Below are 21,217 nucleotides of genomic sequence, written 5' to 3' on the forward strand. Positions count from 1 at the left end.
ATAAGGAGTGTCGTTAGCGTCACCGAGAGAAATTCTGACAAAAAAGTATTTAAACTTTCTATAAGGGTACTATCTGTCCCCTTGGTGAGGCCTTCCTCCCCCTTAACCCCTTTCTTAGTAAGGCTTTTATACGCTGTGGCAAGGCTCTAGTCCGCATCTTAGTGTACTCTCTATTCGCCTGAACAAGAAAATTTTGTGATAATTAATTTTCGTTTCAAGTTAAAAAACTGTATATCTAATAAACTTTACATGATTTTTAATATTATGTACATAAATTTTTACTTATGATAAAGTCTTATCTAAGGAGAGGAAATATAGTAAGTCTGATTGCCTCCCTTATAATTCTAGCTGGATTAGTACTATTAGACTTAAACGGAATTACCTACGCCTTATCCTTACCTTTCTTAGTAATCATGTGGATAGTATGGTTTTTAGCAATACCTTCTTTCCTCTCGTATCATAAATCGCAGTTAGAAAAGCCAAAATTGATGGACTACTTCGCAATCCCAGCAATAATTATTACCTTTTTAGGGTTAATATTGGCTTCTCTGGGTAAATTCCTCGGTATAGAGATAATCCTGGCAGGATATACGTTAGAGCCTATAGCTGGAATCTCCATATACCTCACTACTAAGAAGTTCAATTACGGCTACTCTTCATTGTTCTTTTGGGGAGCTGTGATATTTACTGCGGGTTTACCGTTATATCTTGTGAATCTAGGAATAGTGGCAATATTGGGAGACGTGGTGAAAATGGTAGGAATAGTAGGGCTTCTAATGAACGCTAATCTATTAGGAGATACAAAGTCACTAAATATTCGATGATGGTGTAAGAAACTTAAGTTAAGTAACATGATAGTTCATAAAGAAATTTCCTATACAAATGATTGTTTTATGCTAGCTCACAATAACTTGATACTATTTTGGAAAATTGACTAAAAGAAGGGTAAAATATCAAGAATTTCTGGTAATTCTTAAACAATAAGTTACTGATGTAATTTCAGTAATATAGCTGAGTATTCTTTAATCCTAATGTAAAACTACGTACATAAAAATAATTTAGTATCGTCATATCTTAACAAGTGAGTAGCTTATAAATGGAAAAAGAAATGACTAACCTTGACCCCATTTTTTGTAAAACCTCTGAAAAGAGGGCTCTTCATTATCACGTCGTTGAGTTAAAGTACAAAAACCATCTATACAATTCATAACCCAATTTAGCATTTCCCTGAGGGTCATTGTTAAATTCCATGCCAACTTGTATAGCGTTTAGATAGTATTGACTTGAGGAAAGAGAAGGAAAGACTTTGCTAGCAAAGTTAACAGACTGCTATATCAAGTAAGATAACGGTAAGGATATGTTGCCCTCTAGCTCCTTTTGTGACACATAGTATACGCCTATCCATCCGTTAGCAGAACCTGTATGAGGTAAAACGTATAGAGTAAAAGTCTCATTTTCAAGACTACCGTTAATAAAGGCTGTACCAGTCACATTCCTTCTCTGATAAAATATGAACTAGAAATGTTCTCCTTATGATACATCTAGATCATGACCTCTATACGGGGATATTGTAAGACGGTCACGTCAGGATTTTGAGTTAACCAAATATCGTAAGAGAAGTCGTCTATTCCTTGAAGAACCTCTCATCCTAACTGAAGAATAAAGAAGTGTAAACGAAACAACCACTTGTAAATAGCCCTAGTATAAGTAAGTCCACATCTCATCAACAACCTTAGCCTAACCCCCAAAACTCAACCTACTTCTTCCTACCATAACGCTGTGAACATAACACCTAGACATATTAAGAACAATAGAAATAGTTTGGCATACTCTACAAATCCTACTAAAATGTTTTGTATAAGGAGTCAATATCGCGAAAATGTATAGCTTAAGACCTAAGAAGCTCTACCAAATCAAGGATCTGATAACTTTTAATCTCACCCCATAAACTAAGTTTAGATGATACCGAGAAAGTATAAGGAGTTTGCCAAGGCTTATTTCTCAATCGCTATTAAGGATAACCAAAGGGCTAAACAAGCCCTTTCGTTGAAAGATTACCCAGAGTGCTTCTTTTACTCTCAACAATCTGTGGAAAAAAGCATTAAAGCAATGCTTGAGGTTAAGCTAGTGTATAAGAAGGAACACGATTTAATTGCTGATGCCTCCAACAATTTACAAGAATTAGGAAAAGATTTAGACATAGTCCTTGAAGCTTTGGATTATTTGTCGGGTGGTTGGAGTATATCTAGGTATCCCGTAATAAACGGGCAAGATATAAAAACACCGGAAGAAATAATTACTGAGGAGATGTGCAGACAAGGGATAGATTACTCAGAAAAGGTGTTAAAAATTGCTGAATCTTTCCTTAGAAAATATGGAATTATTTAACTTAGCAAGGGAGAAGATAATACGAGACGACGTTTTAGCCATAATATTCTTCGGCAGTAGGGTAATAGGGAAGTACAGAAAAGATTCCGACGTAGACGTGCTAATAGTGGTTAGGAAGGGCGGTAATAAGGACTTTTCTAAGGAGAGACTTTCATTCCTCAAAGAGACTGGAGTAAGGCTAGATACAACAGTTTTTGATGAAGAGGAGTTCAAGGAGAACTTAACTTTAGGCACAGTAATGATGGGTGTTAGTATTGCGTATTGCATAGCTTATGACAGAATGGGGGTCAAGGAATTACTGGAGAAGTATTGTGAGGAAGTCAAACCTTACAACGCCATACTAATATTACCTCATGGTAAATTTACAGTAGGTAGGACTATAAGGAAATGTGTGATGGAGTGAGATAGTCCTTAAAAGTATTCGAGAGTGAGAGGAGATAGGACTTTCGGTGATAGAAGCTTTTGTGCATCACCTAAGGGAGGACTTCTTTGATGGGCTGAATCCTTTTTCACGTTGATAGGAATCTTTTTGTATTTGGTTGAAACAAACATTTGTTAATTAATGATGATCTCTCACACCGATGTGGGCTATGCCCAAAAGGGTGGGAGAGATTACGGAGATGTGAGCCCCGTGCCATTGGGCTCAAAGGAGTCCCATGACCCACCTGTGGTTAAGGGCTAAGTCCCTACACTCGATCATGAATGAACATAAAATGATTGAAATGATAGTGTAGGGACAAACGGAGGTTGAGCTGGAAAGATTGCTATCCTTGAGAACGGGCATGAGAGGATGTAGTTAAGCGTTTAAATTACATTTACAACTAGGGTACATATATTCGTTATATGATTTGAAAGAAGGAAGTAATCTTTAAATTAACCCATAAGGCTATTACTAAAAAGCGTTTGTCATTAGGACATCAGCTGGTCTATATATTTCACCTTCTTTTATTAAAAATGAAGAATCGACCAGGTTTTTTATTAAATTAGTTACCTCTTTATCGTCAACGCTAATTCCCTCCTTAGCCTCAATAGCTCTTTTAACATCACTCCATCTACAACCCCTCTTACAAACCTGCATTATCATATAATATCTTTCCCTTGCCTCCTTCCTATTAGAGAGGAAGTTATTAAATTCCTCCTTAATTAACTCTACTGTAGCCGAAATAGTCTTCTCTAAAGCACTTTTATGATCCTTAAACTGCAAATAGTAAAACCCGTAATAAGTGAGCCAACCTGGAATACCTCCTAAATTATTATAAGCTTCTTCTAGCTCTTCCTCACTTACCTTTACATTAGCCTCCTTAAACCCCCTCCTTAGAAACTCTATGGCAAGGTCTTTATTAAATGGGTTTACGTAAACTTCTGTCATAGCTCTACCATATAAGGGTGACTTAGCATCGCCCAGTTTTAAAAACTTATATACCATACCTATTTCACTCCCCGTAAATATAAAACGTAATTTTAAATTATCATAAGCGTAAGCAAGAGGATAGAGCAAATTATAACCACGTAACTTCCTCAACTCTTGCGACTCATCAAATACTATAACCACCCTCTTACCCTCTTTTTCACTTATCTCTGACAACCTCTCAAACAAGTTACTCATATCAACCTTATTCTCTTTACTCCAACCGAGCCTTAGTTCTATACCAGAAATACTAACACCTTTAACCCCTTTAAACAAGTTTTTCAGTCTTTCTGGGAACGAATTTAGAACCCTCTCGAGCTCTTGCACTAAGTCTTTATAGTTCAAATAAGGCTTCCCCTCATATTTCCTCAAATCTATATAAATCCATATTGCATCCTCTTCCTTCATTAAAACTTTAACTATTGACGACTTCCCACTCCTCCTAATTCCTAAGATTAGAGTGATTGGATAGTTAAGCCCGTTTTTAACCTTCTCGAGTTCAGCCTCTCTATCAAACAAATCCTTCGGGTCTTCTTTAGGTTTTGGGTCGAATAACAGGGTATCCCCCCAGTTACTGGATATCCCCCCAGTTAATAAGAGTATTCAACATTAAGTAAGGTTAAAAAATTTCTATTACAGCAGTTATGGGAATCTTAGGGAGGTAATACCTAGAAGTCGGTATTAGCGAGAAGTTTTTAATTTTAGACGTCGTCTCACTGAAAAGATGTCAAACCGGAAGGGACAAGTCGAACTGGCTAAGGAGAGGCTGGTCAAGGCGGTCAACCAAGTTCTGGGCATAGTGAGGAGGAACGGGAGGAGCAGGAAGGTCGGGTTAACACTCGTCTTGATGGTCCTGCTAGGTGGTAGGACCAGCGTGAAGAATGCTGCTGAGACGTTCGGGTTGGACTACGCAAACCTGCTAGAGGCGTTGGGAGAACTCGAAGACGCGTGGAAGGACTACTTGAAGGTCCTGTCGGTGTTGGTGAAGGGTGAGGTAGCTGTAATCATAGACGACACCATGGACCACAAGGAGTACTCCAGAGGAAAGGACGTGAGCCCCCACGGAAACTACTGGATCTACTGCCACGCCCACCGGAGGTTCGAGAGGGTCAAGCTCCTCACGGTCGCCATAGTGGACCTCTCCACGGGCAGGGCGTTCATGGTGGGGGCTTTCCCCTACGCCGTGAGGAAGATGTTGGACTTGGAGATGGTCACCGAGTTCAAGACCAAGATCGACTTGGCCAAGGAGATGTTGGACGTGCTCAAGGGGTACTTCCGCGTGTCCATGGTCGTCTTCGACTCGTGGTACTGGTCGGAGAAGCTCGTGAAGGATAACGTGGTGTCTGAGCTCAAGTCCAACCAAGCTCAGGGTCGAGTCGGCCCGGGGGACCCTCGAGGAGGTGGAGGGACACCTCCGAGTGGGATACCCCCGGAGTCTACTACGCCTACCTAACCCTGGGAGACCGAGTGGTTACGGTAAAATTGCTAGTCCGGGAATATAAAAGTGACTCCGGGACACGCGAGAAGTACCTCTACACGACCGATCTCTCGCTTAGTGAGGAGGAGATGGAGGAGGCTTGGAGGATGAGGTGGGAGATCGAGGAGCTCCACAGGGACGTGAAGGCCTTGGGACTGGAGGACTCTTCGTTTTGGAGGAGAGAGAGGCTTCAGGGTTACCTCACGATCTTCACCATCATGGTCAACGTCGTCAGGGAGCTGGTGGGGGCTCTTAACCTGAGGAGTGTGGAGGCGTTCCTCAGGTTCGTTGAACGTTATTTAGGCGGATCGCTGGGGCTGATGAAAATCTTTAAGTTACGTTAAAGTCCCATAACTGCTGAAGATTAGCTGCCCAAAATATGCTATTATAAGAGCTAGAAGAGCTAATCGGAGCTAATAAATGTTTAGTATCTATTATAATTTATTAATATAGTTATAATAAAAAATTTTTAATATTTAGATATATATCTTTTTCCTAACTCTTTTCTTCTACTTCTACCTCACTCGAACTCTCCTCTAGAGGCTTTCCCTTAGTCTCTGGAATTCCGAAGTAGGTGAGAACCGCAGCTATTAAGGCTACTATACTTAATATGCTTATAGCGACATTTAACGGTAAATATGGGAATAAGAACGACGTTATAATAGCACCGATTCGTCCAGCGGCAACTGTAGTGGACTGAACAACTCCCCTTACTTTAGTTGGGGCTAATTCAACTCCTAGCAAACCAGCACTGATTGACCCTGGTCCTGCCTGCATGAAGAAGTCCATTGATCCATAGAGCATGAAAGCTCCTATTGCTGGAAGAGATGACCTTGTTGAGGAGAACAACATTAGGCTTGCAAACATACCTAAGAAGCCCACGGTTTGTAAGGGTTTTCTTCCTATTCTATCTATTAAGAGAATAGCTACTATGCCCCCTGGGAAAGTAAACAGAAACTCTACAAGTAAATTGAAGACAGCTCCGTTCTTAATACCTACTGCAGGGGCTATTTTTGAGGGTCCGAATAAAATTCCAGCATATGCAACTATGTCGAACAAGAACCATAAAAGAGCAGCGATGATGAATACTTTGTAAAATCTTGCAAAGTAGTCTCTGAAAGTGTTTACATCCTTATACTCACCTTTGATGTTCACATCAGTTCTAGCCAAAGTTTCTACGAGTTCCTTGAATGCTTTAGAATCACCTTGAATTCTTAACAAGTACCTCGCTGTCTCTGGTATCTTCCTTCTTAAATATATTACAGCTACAGCTGGTATTGCACCTGCTGCTAAGACCACTCTCCATATTATATTGGGACTTACACCTAAGCTCGTTAATGCCAAGTCTAGTGAAGATGCAGTAACAAAACCAAATCCCCACATCATTCCAAAACCTAGTGCAATTAACTTACCTCTGTCTTTAGCGTTTGAATGTTCAGCCATTATCATAGGTGATAATACGTAGTCAGCTCCTACTCCTACGCCTAAAAGCCCTCTCACTAAAACTAACTGTAACGGTGATGTTACTACAGCTTGTAATAAAGCTCCAATTGTCATTAAGGTTACATCGATACCGTAAAACTTTTTCCTTCCCTTATCAGATAAGTAACCGAAAATTAAAGCTCCTATTGCTGATCCAGCCAAGGCTGAGCCGGTTAAAAGGGAAGTCCATAGTTTATAGTCTGCGGAACCAGTTGCTACTCCAAAATAAGATAACACAGTCGTTAGAACTAGTCCTATTGAAGACAAGTCGTATCCGTCAGTGAAGACACCCATTCCCGTGGTTATTAGGGATTTTATATGCCATACGTCAAAACTCCTTTGGTCTAGGGGTTTGAATACATCCTTTAAGGTCATACTATATACTTCTCCCTCCTTCTTATAAAAATAATCTAATTACTTTATACAGTACTATATTTTTACATCATGAATATATAGTCATATATAAACAATATATCGTTCCTATTAGAGTAGACGTTTTCAGCGTTACGATAAAAAGAGTGTAAAAGAAAAATAACTTGAGAAGAGGTATAACTCTACTGAGATATTAATAAGTAGTGTATAATCACAATATTTCAGAGGCGATATTGAGAAATAATTCCTACACTTACTGATTAAAACTTAATGATAAACTCCCTAAAAGCACAAGGATAAATACCACTCCTTTATACTATGTAGTTTATATGGGTATATTTATGCGATTTAATTGCACACTTAAAACCCTAGTTTAATAAAATAAACCATGAACTTGTATGATCTATCGAGAGAAGTAAGATCTGTATTAAAAGAAGATAAAAGAGATATAGGTGGGATAATACACAAGGATAAATTAGCTTTTGTTCTAGTAGACGGCTTAGGGTGGAATATATCCCGAGGAATAGAAACTAGCGTTGAGCCCATAAAAATACAGTCTATATTCCCTTCTATAACTGTAACTGTATTTGCCACTTTACTAACAGCTAAGAGGCCTGGAGAACATGGTATTTTAGGCTGGAGAATATATAATAGAGAGGAAGGGAGGATTGTTAACCTTATAAAAACCCTCAGAGAGCAAAGTATTGAATTGGACACATTCTTTACAAATACGGATTCTGTCTTCCTTATGCCTGAAGTAGCTACCAAGAGTCTGATGAATAAACTCCAAGTAGTTCCGTACTATACTTACTGGGATGGATTGTATAAATTCAAGGAATCACTTGAGAACAAACCGTCAAAGTTTATCTTCTTTTACATACCTTACGTAGATGCAGTATCTCATCAATACGGCCCATATCATGAAGCTACAACTGCTACTGCAAAAGATGTGATGAAGTCATTAGACTTGTTGTCCACCAGGTTCAAGGATAAATATACTTTGTTGATTACATCTGATCATGGGCACACAACTATAAACAAGAGCGTTAACTTAAGGGAAGATATAGAGTTCATGAAGGAAATGGAGTTCCCTCCATATGGAGACGCGAGAAGTCTAATGTTTAAGGGAAAAAGGCCATTATCAGTCCTCAAAAAATACGGTACGTTATACGAGAGGGAGGAAATAGAAAGACTTATAGGAGGAACTACAAATGTTCCAGACTTCTTACTAATACCAGATGAAGGTATTAACGTGGTCTACTGGGAGGACGATATGGAACACACATATAAGGGGAGCCATGGTGGTCTAACGAAAGACGAGATGGAAATCCCTCTGTACGTTTATGAATAGCTATATAGTAAATTTATTTGTATATATATTTTATACCTAAAAATTATAAATATGTTTATTATTATTTTTCATATGAAAAATCCTCTAAAGGAATGGGACGAAAAAGGAATCTCTGCATTTCACATAAAGACTACCCTCGTGGCAGGTGCGGGGACTTTTGTAGACGGTTATGATCTAACTGCTGGGTCGCTGGTCTTTCCGCTAATCGAGAAGAGTTTAGGTCAAGGACTTGTAGGATCCTCTGAAATACTATTTGTAAGTATAATACTAGGCAATTTCTTGGGGGCAATAATATTCGGTTATTTAGCCAGACACGGAAGAAAAAAATTCTACGGAATAGACGCGATGCTAATGTCACTAGGTGCATTAGCTCAAGCTTTCATTTCAACTCCCCTTCAACTAGCTGTGGTTAGATTTTTGCTGGGTCTGGGTATTGGTGCCGATTACGTATTATCTCCTTTAGTGAACGCAGAATATGCTAATAGAAAGGACAGAGGAAAACTAATGGCAATCTCTGGAGGTCTAATGTGGAACGTGGGTGCTCTGGGCTCAACCCTCATGACTTTAGCTGTAGCTAACTCTCTACCTCCAGATCTGGCATGGAGAATAGTTTTAGCGTCCGGTGCTATACCGGCATTAATCGTTATTTACGCTAGGAGAAAATTCCCTGAGACTCCTCGATATATGTTATATACAGAAAGATCCTAAGGAACTCCAAGAAAAATATGGAATAAAAGTAGATAAGACTCCTAACGTAAAAGTGGAATGGAGTAAGATTTGGCTTACTTTACTATTAGCTGCATTGACATGGTACATTTTTGATATTGCAGCTTACGCCGGAGTATTCTTCGGGCCTAACGTGATAGCTCAAAGTATAGGAGTTAACGGGATAATTTTCGAGCTGATAGTTCTACTAGCATTCGCTATTCCGGGTAATGTTATATCAACCTTCACAAACGACAAGCTAGGTAGGAAGTTTGTGCAAGCCGTAGGATTTACGGGAATGGGTATAGCAACAATATTGTTTGCTCTATACGGATTGAAATCCACAGCCTTGGTAGCGCTGTCTTTACTTGGGCTAAGCAACATTATGTCTCAAATAGGTCCAGGTACAGCGGTAGGGTTTTTAGGGATAGAATTATTCCCTACTTTGATAAGGGGAGTGACCTCAGCTATTACGGTAATGGCTGGTAGGACCGGTGTTATAACTACGACACTATTAGTACCTATTATACTTCAATCCCAAGGTTTGCAGTTTACAATGATATTATTGGGCGTGATTTCATTAATGGGTGCATTAGTAACCATGTTCTTAATAGAACCTAAGCATAAAAGTCTCGATGAGTTCGAGTATCTTAAAGGTGAAATAGAAACATAGTTACTTAGTTTTTTGATAATTTTTAAAATTTTTCGAATAAATCTTAAGAACTGAAAATTGTAACTGGAAAACTGGTAAGACTCGCTAGTTTACAATTATTTACAGCATTTACCGGAATTCTCGTGGATTGTTTAGAATGATGACATTTATTGCTCTTCAGAACTTTTAATGGGGAAACATTAAGAGGAAAACTAAACCTATTATACTCGCTACGGCTTGAATTATAAAAGGTAAGACCGGGTAAAATGATAACATTAACGCATCTAAGTAGCTTGAGGGTAGTGAAAGAACTCCAGAGACTAACAGTAGGAGACCGTAAGCGATTTCAAACCTTCCCTTATTCAAATAGTAAAATAAGGTTCAATTTTTACATATCCAGATTATTTATTACTATATTCTCGTTATCTATCTCCTTTAGTTTTTTATCTAAAGTGAGCAACTTCAAGTTGTAAGCCTTTGCAGTATAATAAATTATCATATCTATTAAGTCGCTATGTCTCCTATCATTTACAGCATTAATATACGCTGAAATAGGTATTCTTAATAGACGATACGTTTTAATCACGCTCTTCAAACCCGTTTTTACAATTTTGAAATCAACCTTAGTGCCCTCCTTTAATAACCTTCTAATTACCCACATCGCTTCAATTAGGGACAATTCAGTAAAATATATTTCGTGCTTATCGAATTCCTTTATTGTATTTAATACACTTTCTCCGACATCTATACCTAGAGGCGGTAATATGAAGCTGGTGTCAATTAGGATTTTCATGCTTATTTTGCTCCTCTTCACTGATTTTTTCTATTTCTTCTACCGACATTTTAGCAAATTTCTTACCTTTTAATGAAAGTAATATTGCGTTATCTTGCTCTAAAATTATCTTATTATCCTTTACCCTCAAAGACAGTATATCACCATCTTTTATGTTTAGCTCCTCTGCTATCGCTTTTGGAATATGAATAGTCAATTTTCTGCCTACACGTACTTTAGTCTTCACATTATTAAATAAGTCTGACTGATATAAAAAAATTCACCCTGATATTATGCACGATCCATCCAGATAATATGGAAAAACGCTGTTACGCGATAACTCATTACTCCACTTATCCACTTTACGATATTTACCATATGTTAATAACGGGTATGAAAACTGACTTCCTCCTCGCCAGCTAGAGTTTCCTCCTTATAGCTCCCACCACCGATTCGGATCTCATCTGGTAGTCAATCAAGTAGCTAAGAGTGTACCTCATTTGAAGGAATTGGAGTAGGGAACTGAGAAAGTAAGGAAAGGGGCTTTAATCCATTTTTTAGTCCCTTAAGGGAAGGGAGGTATACTTACAAGCTACTCCTTCCTCAGTTCATTAAGCTGGGTAAGAGGGGCATTGAGTCAAAACTAGAAGTAGTTTATGACGACGATGAGTTAGTAGTGATGATAACGCCAGAGGAGGACGAATTGAAGAACGTTATAATTGACCTCCTTAAGGAGAGGCCAATGGACATTAAGGAAATACATAGTGTTTTAACTAACCTCGCAAGTGATGAGAAGATAAGGAAAGCACTAAACGAATTAGTAGGTTATCGATTTATACTATATATAGTTATATAGTTAATTTACTTCTCTATATAGTTATATAGTTAATTTACTTCTCTATATAGTTATATAGTTAATTTACTTCTCTTTATTCTATTTACGTAATCTTTATAAGTTATTGAGACTATGCTCTCATATGAATTTAAAGGACGTGTTTAAGCCCTTAGACGAAAGGAACTTCGACATGTGGCACATAAAGAGTTTGATTACAACGGGGATGGGGGTATTCACTGACGGATACGATCTGTCTTCCATAGGAATAGTCCTAACAACAGTGTTAGCTTCATTCGGAATAACTAGTAAAAGCCCGTCTTACACCCTTTGGGAATCTTTAATTGCCGGTTCAGCATTCATAGGTGCAGCAATAGGAGCGATCCTTTTCGGCTTTTTATCAAACAAGGGAAGAAAGGCGTTTTATGGTGTAGATGTTGCATTATTGACCGTGGGTGCACTACTACAAGCGGTAGTACCTAACGCATTAGCTCTAGTACTCGTTAGAGGATTACTGGGTTTAGGAGTAGGGGCGGACTACGTTTTATCACCAATGATAATGGGTGAACATTCAAACGCAAAGGACAGAGGTAAATTGATAGCCTTTGGCTTCGGTATGATGTGGGGCTTTGGAGCGACTACGGCAGCTGCAATAGCTTTTGCATTAGAGGCCATCGGCGTTAGCCCGGACATTATATGGAGGGTAGTTCTTACTGCTGGTGCTATACCAGCAGCTTCAGTTATCTATTTGAGGAGGAAGATACCAGAGACATCGAGGTACTTGTTGAGGATAAAGGGCGATGCTCAAGAGTTCAGAAAAGTAGTTAAAACATTAGCTAAAAACGACGTTAACATAGATTCAAGCTATAAGGATATTAACACGTTTGGAGATTATTTCGCTAGATTTGGGAAAATATTTGTAGCGGCAGCTATACTCTGGTTCCTATTCGACATAGTGTCTTATTCTGGCATAGTCTTCGGGCCTAGCAGTATAGCTAAAAGCCTTGGGATAAATAATTCATCAATATTTCAGTTCATAGTTGAGTTCGCCTTTGTAGTTCCTGGTGGGTTAGTAGCCATTAGGACAATAGACAAAATCGGTAGAAAACCAATGCAAACAATGGGATTCATAGGAATGTTTGCCTCCCTATTGTTATTCTCGGCATTAAAAGCTTATTTACCAGCTGTAGGTGCTCTTATACTTTATGGCTTAAGCCTGTTCTTTTCGCAAACTGGTCCAGGGTCAATAAGCGCATCTGGAATGTTAGGAGTTGAATTAGCACCTACGAAAGTTAGGGGAGTTGTACAAGCAATGACAGTAGCTGCTGGGAGAATTGGTGCAGCACTAACGTCTTTCGTATTCCCCTACCTCTTCAACGTATATGGTGAAGGTTTTGCCGTAACTTTTCTAAGCATCGTAGCTTTAGTAGCCGCAATAGTCACTTGGTTCTTCATACCAGAAACTAAAGGGAAACCATTAGAGGGATCTTCAAAGGAAACAGAGGTAATAAGGGAGTAATTTTCTTTTTTTAAATCTTTTAAGACTTTAAACTGTTATTACCCGGCTGACAAAAGTTTCTATCTAACTAATTCATATTACAATTAGGGGTTAATATGAGTGTAAATGGTAAAAGGAAGGAGATAGAAGTTACCGATAGATGTCTGCGAAAAGATGTATTTGAATGTAGGGCTACCCATTCCTTAGGTGAGTTTCTCGCACTTTGAATCCTAATTTTTGTAACTTCGTAGAAAGGGTTTGTTATCTTATTTCTTTCCTATTCTAGATTAAGTGTAAATTAAAGCACTACGCACTTCAGCTCAGAAAACCTTAGTGACTTATATTGCACGAACCACTCACATAACATTTACAGCAGTTATGAGAATCTTAGGGAGGTAATACTAAGAAGTCGGTATTAACGAGAAGTTTTTAATTTTAGACGTCTTCCTGCTGAAAAGATGAAAATGTCAAAGCGCAAGGGACAGGTCGAACTGGCTAAGGAGAGGCTGGTCAAGGCGGTCAACCAAGTTCTGGGCGTGATCAGGAGGAACGGGAGGAGCAGGAAGGTCGAGTTAGCACTAGTCCTCATGACCCTGCTAGGTGGGAGGTCCAGCGTGAAGAATGCTGCTGAGACGTTCGGGTTAGACTACGCAAACCTGCTGGAGGCGTTGGGAGAGCTCCACGACGCGTGGAAGGACTACTTGAAGGTCCTGTCGGGGCTGGTGAAGGGTGAGGTTGTTGTCATCATAGACGACACCGTGGACCACAAGGAGTACTCCAGAGGAAAGGACGTGAGCCCCCACGGAAACTACTGGATCTACTGCCACGCCCACGGGAGGTTTGAGAGGGGTGTGCAGCTCCTCACGGTAGCCATAGTAGACCTCTCCACGGGCAGGGCGTTCATGGTAGGAGCCTTCCCCTACGTCGTGAGGAAGATGTTGGACTTGGGGATTGTCACCGAGTTCAAGACCAAGATCGACTTGGCCAGGGAGATGTTGGACGTGCTCAAGGGGTACTTCCGCGTGTCCAAGGTAGTCTTCGACTCGTGGTACTGGTCGGAGAAGCTCGTGAAGGACAACGTGGTGTCTGAGCTCAAGTCCAACCAAGCTCAGGGTCGAGTCGGCCCGGGGGACCCTCGAGGAGGTGGAGGGACACCTCCGAGTGGGAGACCCCCGGAGTCTACTACGCCGACCTAACCTTGGGAGACCGAGTGACTACAGTGAAGTTGCTAGTCCAAGAATATAAAGGTGACTCCGGGACACACGTTAGGTATCTCTACACGACCGATCTCTCGCTTAGTGAGGAGGAGATCGAGGAGGCATGGAGGATGAGGTGGGAGATCGAGAAGCTTCACAGGGACGTGAAGGCCTTGGGACTGGAGGACTCTTCGTTCTGGAGGAGAGAGAGGCTTCAGGGTTACCTCACGATCTTCACCATCATGGTCAACGTCGTCAGGGAGCTGGTGGGGGCTCTTAACCTGAGGAGTGTGGAGGCGTTCCTCAGGTTCGTTGAACGTTATTTAGGTGGACCACCTGGACTGATGAAAATCTTTAAGTTACGTTAAAGTCCCATAACTGCTGACATTTAAATCCTTTATAAGGACTTAGTATTGTGAAGCCCAGCCGAAACGTGTTAATTATTTCTCTAACCTCGGAGATTCCGACGTTCTTTTCTGCAAGTTGGATTGTTTACAAAGAAAGGGGTTAAGGGGGCGGAAAACCTCGCCAGCGGGGATTGATAGCCCCGTGTTTAAATACCTCTTTGTCAAAATTTCCTTAATAGCTGGGGGAAGGGTAATAAAGCTATCAGAGCTACAGATTCAATGGAGAACGCCCTCTCAAACTCCCTCCTAGCCCTCGTGAACAACTACGTTAAGGCAATACGTTTCATCTTATTTTGGCTGAGAGAAAATGTTCCAAACCCGGAAGAGAAGGGAGTGATTTCAACAACCCACAAGGGGTTGTACACGAGGTTAAGAGAAGAGTACAACCTACCTTCAAAGGTTGCTGAGGATTGTTACCGTGATGCCCTCTCAGTGTACAAGGCTTGGTATAATAATCCTAGAAAAGGACGTTTTCCAAGATACTCTTCAGTCTCTTGCCTAAAATGCGGTCAAAGGGTGATCGAGGTTTCCCACCGTTGGTTTAAGTGTTCATGTGGTTATGAGAACGATCATGACGTTATCGCAATCATGAATCTTAATGGGAGGGGGTCTCTGACCCTCTCGACTGCCCCTCAAATGAGAGATGTAAACCCGAATCGATGAGGGGAATCCTCGCTGGCGGAGAGGAAGTCAGGCGGTTAATTTGGATGAAGTCTTGGTGTTGAGGCTCGAAAAATATGTACTCGTTAATACTACTCAAGGATTCAGCTCTCACTGGAGAACATATCACATTCGCTTCCCGCCGCCACGCTTACCTCACCCTTCTTCTCCCTTCTCAACTCCTAAAGTCGTGACCATTCAAGTTGTGAAGCTTGGGACGTAATGCATAACCCGGCACGGAATGGTCCTGCAAAGATCCAGGCTAAGCTTAGCTTGAAGACATAACCAAGAGGGAGGACAGCAAAGCCCAGCACGGATTAAGCAAGACAAAATACTCGGGTGAATAGGCAGGCGAAAAGCTTGGCATAGTCGTTGACCGGTGCGGGATCTTAGAATGCTGACTTTCCCTTTCGCCCCTAGAAGGGGCGAAGTTTTGTGGTTCGTTCTTATTATATAAACTTAAATTATTATCTAAAGCGAGAAAATTTTATATACGGGGATTTTATAATTATAAATTATGACTACCAGCTTGGCTGAAGAAATAGAGATAAATGATGGGGAGTCTGGCATTACTTGGTTTTACGACAAGAAGAACGTAATTGACAGCATTCCTAACTTAATTGGCTTCACGGAGAAAAAAGTAAAGCTCAGGATCAAGAGGTTCCTATTCTTAGAAAAGACTTTGGAATACGAGCTCACTAGCACCCTTGGGGAAGGATATGTAGAATATAAATTCGAAAACAAAGACTCTTCTTTAACCTTACTTGTAACATTAAATAAATATAAAAAACGCCTACTACTGAACCTTATACATTCTGGGAAGTACGAAAACCTAAAGGACAAATATCTCAAGGAATTTTTGAAAAATTTAATGACAAAATACCTAGAGCAAAAGATGGTAAGTAAGACAAGTGAAACTATTTCTTCAAAGTTATCCTCCCTATCTTATATTGCAAAGCTCGTTTCCACTTCTATGTTAGTATACTCCGATAAATTAGATCTTAGTAAAAATGACATTAGTCTCTTCATCGAAGAAACCCTGCGTAAGTTCTCGCGCTACCCAGTAATTTACATATTAGGGTTTAACGACGAAACGGTTTTTCGTTTACTGTTCGTTAACGGAGAGCTCAAAGGAGTGTACATAAAAATTTCTGGCAAGGAATTCTATTCCGAGGAAGCTCTATCGAAACTTAAAGAATTATTTAACGTCTCCGTTTATACAAGTCTGTTAAGGCCCGAGATGGTGATTTAGGCATGATAGACCCAATCGTATTGGCTGAAGAAAAAGGAAACAAGTTCATTTGGCTATCAATAGATCAAGCAGAAATGGAGAAGGGAATAATAACGAACCAATATTTGCTTATCGTAAAAGATAAAGGTGTAGTATTGGACCCCGGAGGACCATTAGTTTTCGAAAGAGTTTATATTACAATGCAGAAGTTCATCAAACCTGAAGACATCGAATACATATTTCTATCTCATGAAGATCCAGACATAATTTCCGGACTCTCATTATGGTTGACATATTGCCCCAACGCGAAAATACTGGTATCAGACCTATGGGATAGGTTCTTACCGCATGTCGGAGTCGACATAAAGATGAACGTAATAAGAATACCCCTACAAGGGATGCGGATTAACCTGAACGGGGACGATTTAAGGATAGTTCCCGCTCATTTCCTACATTCCCCTGGCAACTTCCACCTTTACGATCCAATAACCAAAGTTTACTTCTCTGGGGATCTCGGAGCAGCGGTTTACCCCAAAGATACATGGTACATAATGGTTGATAACTTCGACGAGCACAAGAAGTACATGGAGGGCTTTCACAGAGTATATATGGCTAATAAGAAAGCGATAGAACTGTGGTTAAGGCAGATTCAAGGACTGGACATTAGTGTCATAGCTCCGCAACACGGTGCTGTATTCGAAGGAGAAAACGCGAAAAAGTTCATCGATTGGATAAAGAGCCTAGACAAAGTAGGGATTGATTATCTGGAAGAAGTGCTCAGTAATAACGCTTAATCCTTACGTACATTGATCCTTCTTTTTTGGTTGTATAAGCGGTCGATTAACCCTAACTTCTCATCTACCTCTTATCAATGAAACTACACAATAAATTAAATTATACTAATCTCCAGACCAAAACGAGTCCGGGTAGAGAGTAATGAGAACAGCAGTAGAAACGGATATACACATGAAACTTCCAGAACTATCAGAATAGTTAAGCTAAGTAAATGACTCATTAATAAATTATCCATTCCCGCCGTAAATGACTAGGCCTCTACAAACTCCCTAATTTTATAAGCGTTCGTAGTTCACCAATCTGAAACTTCAGCGAATGCGGAATAAGTCAGTTTTAAACAGTTTCTGGTAGCCCTAATACTGTTCAGATGATACCGCCGCTGAACCTCAGCGAGATCCTAAACCAGTCCTCTGGCCTACCGTTTGTCCCTACACTTTCATCAATAGATTATGCACACTATAAATTAGCTAAAAGGATAATGAAGTTTGGAGGGAATAAATAGAAACGAAGTGATAGTATGACTAACACACTCCTTTTAACCTTAGTTTGTAACGACAATAGAGAATGTTAAAGCGTACTCTTTACTTATATATAAATTAATGTAATTATTTTTTAAAACCTAATAATTTAATTATTTATATTCTTGATGTTCAAAAACTTTCTGAATAAAAACTTTAATTATTTATGTAACGTTTTTATAGTTATCTAGTTCGTAGATATTAATATTCGTCCGTCTCTGCTTGGCGAGAACAGTTCCTTTAAAGCTTCTACACCATCTTGAAGTTTAAACTTTTTCCAGATCTTCACTTTACAATCCCTGCATAGATCTAGTAATTCTAAGAAATCCTTTCTATTACCCCTATTAACGCCTAGTATACTAATGTGCTTAGAATATATTTGGTTAAGGTTGATCTTAACTTCGGCACCTAATAGTGTTCCGAAGGTAACTATCTTACCCTTAACTCCTACCACAGCAAGGCCCTTGTCCCAAAATTTTTCTCCTAAAGAGTTTATTACAACATCAGCCATTTTTCCATTTGTAAACTCTCTAACTTTCTCCTCAACTTCCTCATAGTCGACAATTAAGTCAGCACCAAAATCTTTCAGCCAGGGTTTTCTAGTTACGGCTATGACCTTAGCTCCGAACTTTTTAGCTAACTGTACAATGAACATTCCCGTATTTCCCGAAGCACCAAAAACGACTACAGTCTGAGATGGTTTTAAATCTGCTTCTTTTAAGGAATGATATGCTGTTAATCCGGCAACAGTTAAGCTCGAAGCTAATTCCCAACTGTAATCTTCTGGCAGTTTAAACACATACTTCTCCTCTAATGATGCATATTCAGCCCATCCACCGTTAGTGTCTATACCTATCCTACCTCCGTTTCTGCATAGAGTTTCATATCCTATCATACACATATCACAAGTTCCGTCAAATATTCTACCATAAATTACCACCTAATCACCCACTTTCAAGTTCTTTACTTTTTCACCAGTCTTAACTACCTCACCTGCAAATTCGACTCCCGGTATATGAGGTATAGGATTAACTTTCAAACCATTTACCGTATAGTGATCTACTGGGTTAACCCCTGCCATTACTACCTTTACTAAAACCTTGTCGGGACCTACTTCAGGGTCAGGATAAGTTGTATATCTTAGGTTTTCTAAGCCGTTTCTTTCGAAAACTAACGCTTTCATTAGGGAATTTTAGGTTATAAGACTAAAATTAATTTTGGGTATATCTTAAACTATTCTATATTTATTACAAATAATTAAAACAAATTCAAACAATTTTAAATTAATTTGTAGATAATGTATTAATTATGCAGACTTTTAGTGCTTATAAAGCCTAAACTAACTTCTTTTCTTATTTTGTAAGGTTTAGTTCCTAATGTTTGTTAGACTTATGAGTTTTTACTAATCTACTCAATTAAGTTAGTCAAGGTAAATATTAAGTAACCATATACGTCATCGATCTCACTTTTTATGAAGTAAGTAACGTAATCTGAAAGGGTTTTATCTAATGTGAGAAGATCAAAAACCGAATCAGTATAGTAGATCTTTTCCTTAAGTTCCCAAAAAGTTCAACCCGATATGAAACCCATCCATGGTAAATACAATAAAGATCGTTGAAGAGAAGGAGTGTCTCATTGTAACGTCTCTTACATGTGCATCTATTTTCAATGAGGCTAACTTTAATGTTGGAAAAAAGAACTAATTTCAGAGGAAGATGCTTTATTGTTTTGTCATAAATAATAAAGTTATAAAAAAGGAGGAAAAAGTCTACAAAATAGGATTTAAAACACCAACGAAAGGAAATCTCCTTCTAATTTCTTCTCTTTTTTAAGAAGATTATGGATATTACGGGTATAATAACAATTAAAGCAACGACGATCAGAATGTTAATCCAGTTGTAACTGCTATACACTAAGATAGTCCGTGTGACGGTTATACCTAATGAATCCTTCATTACCACGGTAATATTATTTTCACCCAAGTTAAGAGGAACGTTTAATGATAAATCACTACCAGTGTAATATTCATTTCCATTTACATAAACAGTATACGTGTAGGGTGGTGTACCTTCACTTCCCTCACCTGATAGGGTCATTGACGTAATTGTAACGAAGAAATTACCTTGAGTCACGTTACTAACTGCTAGGATAGGATCTTTGTTAAATCTTAGTATAATGCCTTTGCTAACTTGATAGCCTACGGAGTCAGTTAACGTTACTCTAACTAGATAAATGCCAGAGGAAAGATTAAGCGGTAACTTCACTCCAGTGTTTATAATGGACGAATTTATTATTGTTCCGTTTATATAAACCTTGACCAAATAGGGAGAAATTCCGTAATTTCCTGTTACATTAAGTTCTATCGGTATACCTTGATCAGTCTCAGTCTTATTAGTACTGACTATCAATGTAGGATCCTTATGCACTTCAACCATTACTGACTTTTCCACTGTGAAGTTTACGGAGTCAGTAATTTTTAGAGATACATTATAAACTCCAGATGAAGAAAACGTGTAATTGAGGGCTCCATTATTGGACACGGGCATGCCGTTGATATACCAAGTTTCAGTATAAGGAGGTGTTCCTCCTTGTGCATTAGCATTAAGGAATATCGGTATTCCTACGTCTGTATTATTTCTTGAGATTATTATGCTTATGGTGGGGTCGGGATTTACTTTTAATGAGTAGTTCAAACTCCTAGTCTCACCGTATAAGTCTTCTACTGTGATAGGGTAAGTTATGTTTCCTGTCCTGCTAGGTGTTATAGAGTAGTAAGTATTTCCTAGAAACAGATCCACATAAGTTTTGTTACCTATTTCTATTAAGTAAGGAGGTGTTCCTCCAGTAACGTTGAGCTCTACCTCGCTTGTTTGCCCTAGATCTATTACACTTGACCCGTTTACTATTTTCGCTTTGAGAGGAAAACTCGTGTTCGAGATGACTACCTCATTGTCGTTACCTATCTCTACTTTATAAGCACCTTGGTATGGGATTGTAAATAAGTTATCAGAGGCCTCAGCAGTATCCAGACCGAAGGGGAACAAGGATTTGGGAGTAAATATACTGTTGTTATTTATGTAAAACATATAGATTAATGCATTGATTAGGTTAAAGCTAGTTATCTCACCTCCGCATGGACCTCCAAACACAAATTCAGTATCGTAAGCGTTTCCGCTACCAGTTGTGTTATAACCGTCTACTAAGAGATAAGCTGAGGTAATACCAGAAACTTTAATAGTAACATTATCGTAGATTGTAAATGACGTATGATTAAGATAGCCAAAGAGTACTTCTATACCTTGCGGTAAATTAATTGTCTTGATAAGTAAAGCTGTATATAAAGGATATGTTAACAGCAGTTATGGGACTTTAACGTAACTTAAAGATTTTCATCAGCCCCGGCGGTCCACCTAAATAACGTTCAACGAACCTGAGGAACGCCTCCACGCTCCTCAGGTTCAGCTCCCCTATCA

Annotated in this window: 19 protein-coding genes and 4 pseudogenes; 14 read left to right on the forward strand and 9 right to left on the reverse strand. The window is 39.2% G+C overall.

Features of this window, described 5'->3' with window-relative positions; translation table 11 throughout:
• Positions 1 to 284 precede the first annotated feature (284 nt).
• Positions 285 to 824: a hypothetical protein gene (locus tag WIW72_RS06830; protein ID WP_337702644.1), complete on the forward strand. Its 540-nt coding sequence runs from the start codon at positions 285 to 287 to the stop codon at positions 822 to 824.
• Positions 825 to 1,329: 505 nt separating this feature from the next.
• On the opposite strand, the gene WIW72_RS06835 is transcribed toward WIW72_RS06830, so the two are convergent.
• The gene (locus WIW72_RS06835) at positions 1,330 to 1,491 is read right to left on the reverse strand and encodes a hypothetical protein (RefSeq protein ID WP_337702645.1); all 162 of its coding nucleotides are present in this window, start codon (positions 1,489 to 1,491) and stop codon (positions 1,330 to 1,332) included.
• A 468-nt stretch (positions 1,492 to 1,959) separates the two neighbouring features.
• Between WIW72_RS06835 and WIW72_RS06840 the strand changes: the two genes are divergently transcribed.
• Positions 1,960 to 2,388 carry a HEPN domain-containing protein gene (locus tag WIW72_RS06840; RefSeq protein ID WP_337702647.1) on the forward strand — a complete coding sequence of 143 codons (429 nt, stop codon included), beginning with the start codon at positions 1,960 to 1,962 and terminating at the stop codon, positions 2,386 to 2,388.
• Positions 2,351 to 2,791: a nucleotidyltransferase domain-containing protein gene (locus tag WIW72_RS06845; RefSeq protein WP_337702649.1), complete on the forward strand. Its 441-nt coding sequence runs from the start codon at positions 2,351 to 2,353 to the stop codon at positions 2,789 to 2,791. The genes WIW72_RS06840 and WIW72_RS06845 overlap by 38 nt, the downstream gene beginning before the upstream one ends.
• 489 nt (positions 2,792 to 3,280) lie before the next feature.
• On the opposite strand, the gene WIW72_RS06850 is transcribed toward WIW72_RS06845, so the two are convergent.
• Positions 3,281 to 4,315, reverse strand: a complete 1,035-nt coding sequence (locus WIW72_RS06850) for an AAA family ATPase (protein WP_337702651.1) — start codon at positions 4,313 to 4,315, stop codon at positions 3,281 to 3,283.
• Between the two features lie 205 nt (positions 4,316 to 4,520).
• On the opposite strand from WIW72_RS06850, the pseudogene WIW72_RS06855 reads away from it, so the two are divergent.
• Positions 4,521 to 5,617, forward strand: a pseudogene (locus tag WIW72_RS06855) (transposase).
• A 151-nt stretch (positions 5,618 to 5,768) separates the two neighbouring features.
• On the opposite strand, the gene WIW72_RS06860 reads toward WIW72_RS06855, so the two are convergent.
• Complete coding sequence (locus WIW72_RS06860; protein ID WP_337721319.1) at positions 5,769 to 7,130, reverse strand: MFS transporter; 1,362 nt, start codon at positions 7,128 to 7,130, stop codon at positions 5,769 to 5,771.
• A gap of 385 nt (positions 7,131 to 7,515) precedes the next feature.
• On the opposite strand from WIW72_RS06860, the gene WIW72_RS06865 reads away from it, so the two are divergent.
• The 3 genes from WIW72_RS06865 (at position 7,516) to WIW72_RS06875 (ending at position 9,856) form a co-directional block, all read left to right on the forward strand.
• Positions 7,516 to 8,478 carry an alkaline phosphatase family protein gene (locus tag WIW72_RS06865; RefSeq protein ID WP_337721320.1) on the forward strand — a complete coding sequence of 321 codons (963 nt, stop codon included), beginning with the start codon at positions 7,516 to 7,518 and terminating at the stop codon, positions 8,476 to 8,478.
• A gap of 72 nt (positions 8,479 to 8,550) precedes the next feature.
• Positions 8,551 to 9,186: an MFS transporter gene (locus WIW72_RS06870; protein WP_337721321.1), complete on the forward strand. Its 636-nt coding sequence runs from the start codon at positions 8,551 to 8,553 to the stop codon at positions 9,184 to 9,186.
• A gap of 52 nt (positions 9,187 to 9,238) precedes the next feature.
• Positions 9,239 to 9,856, forward strand: a complete 618-nt coding sequence (locus tag WIW72_RS06875) for an MFS transporter (protein WP_337721322.1) — start codon at positions 9,239 to 9,241, stop codon at positions 9,854 to 9,856.
• 165 nt (positions 9,857 to 10,021) lie between these two features.
• Here WIW72_RS06875 and WIW72_RS06880 read toward each other — a convergent pair whose 3' ends face one another.
• From WIW72_RS06880 to WIW72_RS06890, 3 genes are read right to left on the reverse strand one after another with little or no spacing between them, the layout of a single operon-like run.
• Positions 10,022 to 10,201, reverse strand: a complete 180-nt coding sequence (locus tag WIW72_RS06880) for a hypothetical protein (RefSeq protein WP_337721323.1) — start codon at positions 10,199 to 10,201, stop codon at positions 10,022 to 10,024.
• A 22-nt stretch (positions 10,202 to 10,223) separates the two neighbouring features.
• Positions 10,224 to 10,628 carry a PIN domain-containing protein gene (locus WIW72_RS06885; RefSeq protein WP_337721324.1) on the reverse strand — a complete coding sequence of 135 codons (405 nt, stop codon included), beginning with the start codon at positions 10,626 to 10,628 and terminating at the stop codon, positions 10,224 to 10,226.
• The gene (locus tag WIW72_RS06890) at positions 10,612 to 10,854 is read right to left on the reverse strand and encodes an AbrB/MazE/SpoVT family DNA-binding domain-containing protein (RefSeq protein WP_337702261.1); all 243 of its coding nucleotides are present in this window, start codon (positions 10,852 to 10,854) and stop codon (positions 10,612 to 10,614) included. Before WIW72_RS06890 ends, WIW72_RS06885 begins: the two co-directional genes overlap by 17 nt.
• Positions 10,855 to 11,286: 432 nt before the next feature.
• Here WIW72_RS06890 and WIW72_RS06895 point away from each other — a divergent pair, with 432 nt between their 5' ends.
• From WIW72_RS06895 to WIW72_RS06925, 7 genes and pseudogenes are all read left to right on the forward strand, one after another.
• On the forward strand, positions 11,287 to 11,463 hold the full coding sequence (locus WIW72_RS06895) for a hypothetical protein (protein ID WP_337721325.1): 177 nt from the start codon (positions 11,287 to 11,289) through the stop codon (positions 11,461 to 11,463).
• 121 nt (positions 11,464 to 11,584) lie between these two features.
• A complete protein-coding gene (locus WIW72_RS06900; RefSeq protein WP_337721326.1) occupies positions 11,585 to 12,958 on the forward strand; it encodes an MFS transporter in 1,374 nt (457 codons plus the stop codon).
• Positions 12,959 to 13,401: 443 nt separating this feature from the next.
• Positions 13,402 to 14,501, forward strand: a pseudogene (locus WIW72_RS06905) (transposase).
• A 258-nt stretch (positions 14,502 to 14,759) separates the two neighbouring features.
• The gene (locus WIW72_RS06910) at positions 14,760 to 15,203 is read left to right on the forward strand and encodes a zinc ribbon domain-containing protein (protein WP_337721327.1); all 444 of its coding nucleotides are present in this window, start codon (positions 14,760 to 14,762) and stop codon (positions 15,201 to 15,203) included.
• Between the two features lie 514 nt (positions 15,204 to 15,717).
• Positions 15,718 to 16,452: a hypothetical protein gene (locus WIW72_RS06915; protein ID WP_337721328.1), complete on the forward strand. Its 735-nt coding sequence runs from the start codon at positions 15,718 to 15,720 to the stop codon at positions 16,450 to 16,452.
• 2 nt (positions 16,453 to 16,454) lie between these two features.
• Positions 16,455 to 17,225 (forward strand): MBL fold metallo-hydrolase, encoded by a 771-nt coding sequence (locus WIW72_RS06920; RefSeq protein ID WP_337721329.1) that lies wholly within the window; start codon positions 16,455 to 16,457, stop codon positions 17,223 to 17,225.
• A gap of 368 nt (positions 17,226 to 17,593) precedes the next feature.
• Positions 17,594 to 17,728: a hypothetical protein gene (locus WIW72_RS06925; RefSeq protein ID WP_337721330.1), complete on the forward strand. Its 135-nt coding sequence runs from the start codon at positions 17,594 to 17,596 to the stop codon at positions 17,726 to 17,728.
• Between the two features lie 203 nt (positions 17,729 to 17,931).
• On the opposite strand, the pseudogene WIW72_RS06930 reads toward WIW72_RS06925, so the two are convergent.
• The 3 genes and pseudogenes from WIW72_RS06930 to WIW72_RS06940 form a co-directional block, all read right to left on the reverse strand.
• A pseudogene (locus tag WIW72_RS06930) lies at positions 17,932 to 18,927 on the reverse strand (alcohol dehydrogenase catalytic domain-containing protein).
• Between the two features lie 628 nt (positions 18,928 to 19,555).
• Positions 19,556 to 21,103 carry a thermopsin family protease gene (locus WIW72_RS06935; RefSeq protein WP_337721331.1) on the reverse strand — a complete coding sequence of 516 codons (1,548 nt, stop codon included), beginning with the start codon at positions 21,101 to 21,103 and terminating at the stop codon, positions 19,556 to 19,558.
• 10 nt (positions 21,104 to 21,113) lie between these two features.
• Positions 21,114 to 21,217, reverse strand: a pseudogene (locus WIW72_RS06940) (transposase); the annotation flags it as partial.

It is taken from the genome of Stygiolobus sp. CP859M (assembly GCF_037389975.1).
In the GTDB taxonomy this organism is placed as follows: domain Archaea; phylum Thermoproteota; class Thermoprotei_A; order Sulfolobales; family Sulfolobaceae; genus Stygiolobus.

Bases quoted from the DNA above. Each gene is read 5' to 3' on its own strand.
- WIW72_RS06895 (WP_337721325.1), top strand. From the start codon at position 11,287: ATGATAACGCCAGAGGAGGACGAATTGAAGAACGTTATAATTGACCTC.
- WIW72_RS06920 (WP_337721329.1), top strand. From the start codon at position 16,455: ATGATAGACCCAATCGTATTGGCTGAAGAAAAAGGAAACAAGTTCATT.
- WIW72_RS06870 (WP_337721321.1), top strand. From the start codon at position 8,551: ATGAAAAATCCTCTAAAGGAATGGGACGAAAAAGGAATCTCTGCATTT.
- WIW72_RS06900 (WP_337721326.1), top strand. From the start codon at position 11,585: ATGAATTTAAAGGACGTGTTTAAGCCCTTAGACGAAAGGAACTTCGAC.
- WIW72_RS06840 (WP_337702647.1), top strand. From the start codon at position 1,960: ATGATACCGAGAAAGTATAAGGAGTTTGCCAAGGCTTATTTCTCAATC.
- WIW72_RS06830 (WP_337702644.1), top strand. From the start codon at position 285: ATGATAAAGTCTTATCTAAGGAGAGGAAATATAGTAAGTCTGATTGCC.
- WIW72_RS06910 (WP_337721327.1), top strand. From the start codon at position 14,760: ATGGAGAACGCCCTCTCAAACTCCCTCCTAGCCCTCGTGAACAACTAC.
- WIW72_RS06925 (WP_337721330.1), top strand. From the start codon at position 17,594: ATGATACCGCCGCTGAACCTCAGCGAGATCCTAAACCAGTCCTCTGGC.
- WIW72_RS06885 (WP_337721324.1), bottom strand. From the start codon at position 10,628: ATGAAAATCCTAATTGACACCAGCTTCATATTACCGCCTCTAGGTATA.
- WIW72_RS06860 (WP_337721319.1), bottom strand. From the start codon at position 7,130: ATGACCTTAAAGGATGTATTCAAACCCCTAGACCAAAGGAGTTTTGAC.
- WIW72_RS06915 (WP_337721328.1), top strand. From the start codon at position 15,718: ATGACTACCAGCTTGGCTGAAGAAATAGAGATAAATGATGGGGAGTCT.
- WIW72_RS06865 (WP_337721320.1), top strand. From the start codon at position 7,516: ATGAACTTGTATGATCTATCGAGAGAAGTAAGATCTGTATTAAAAGAA.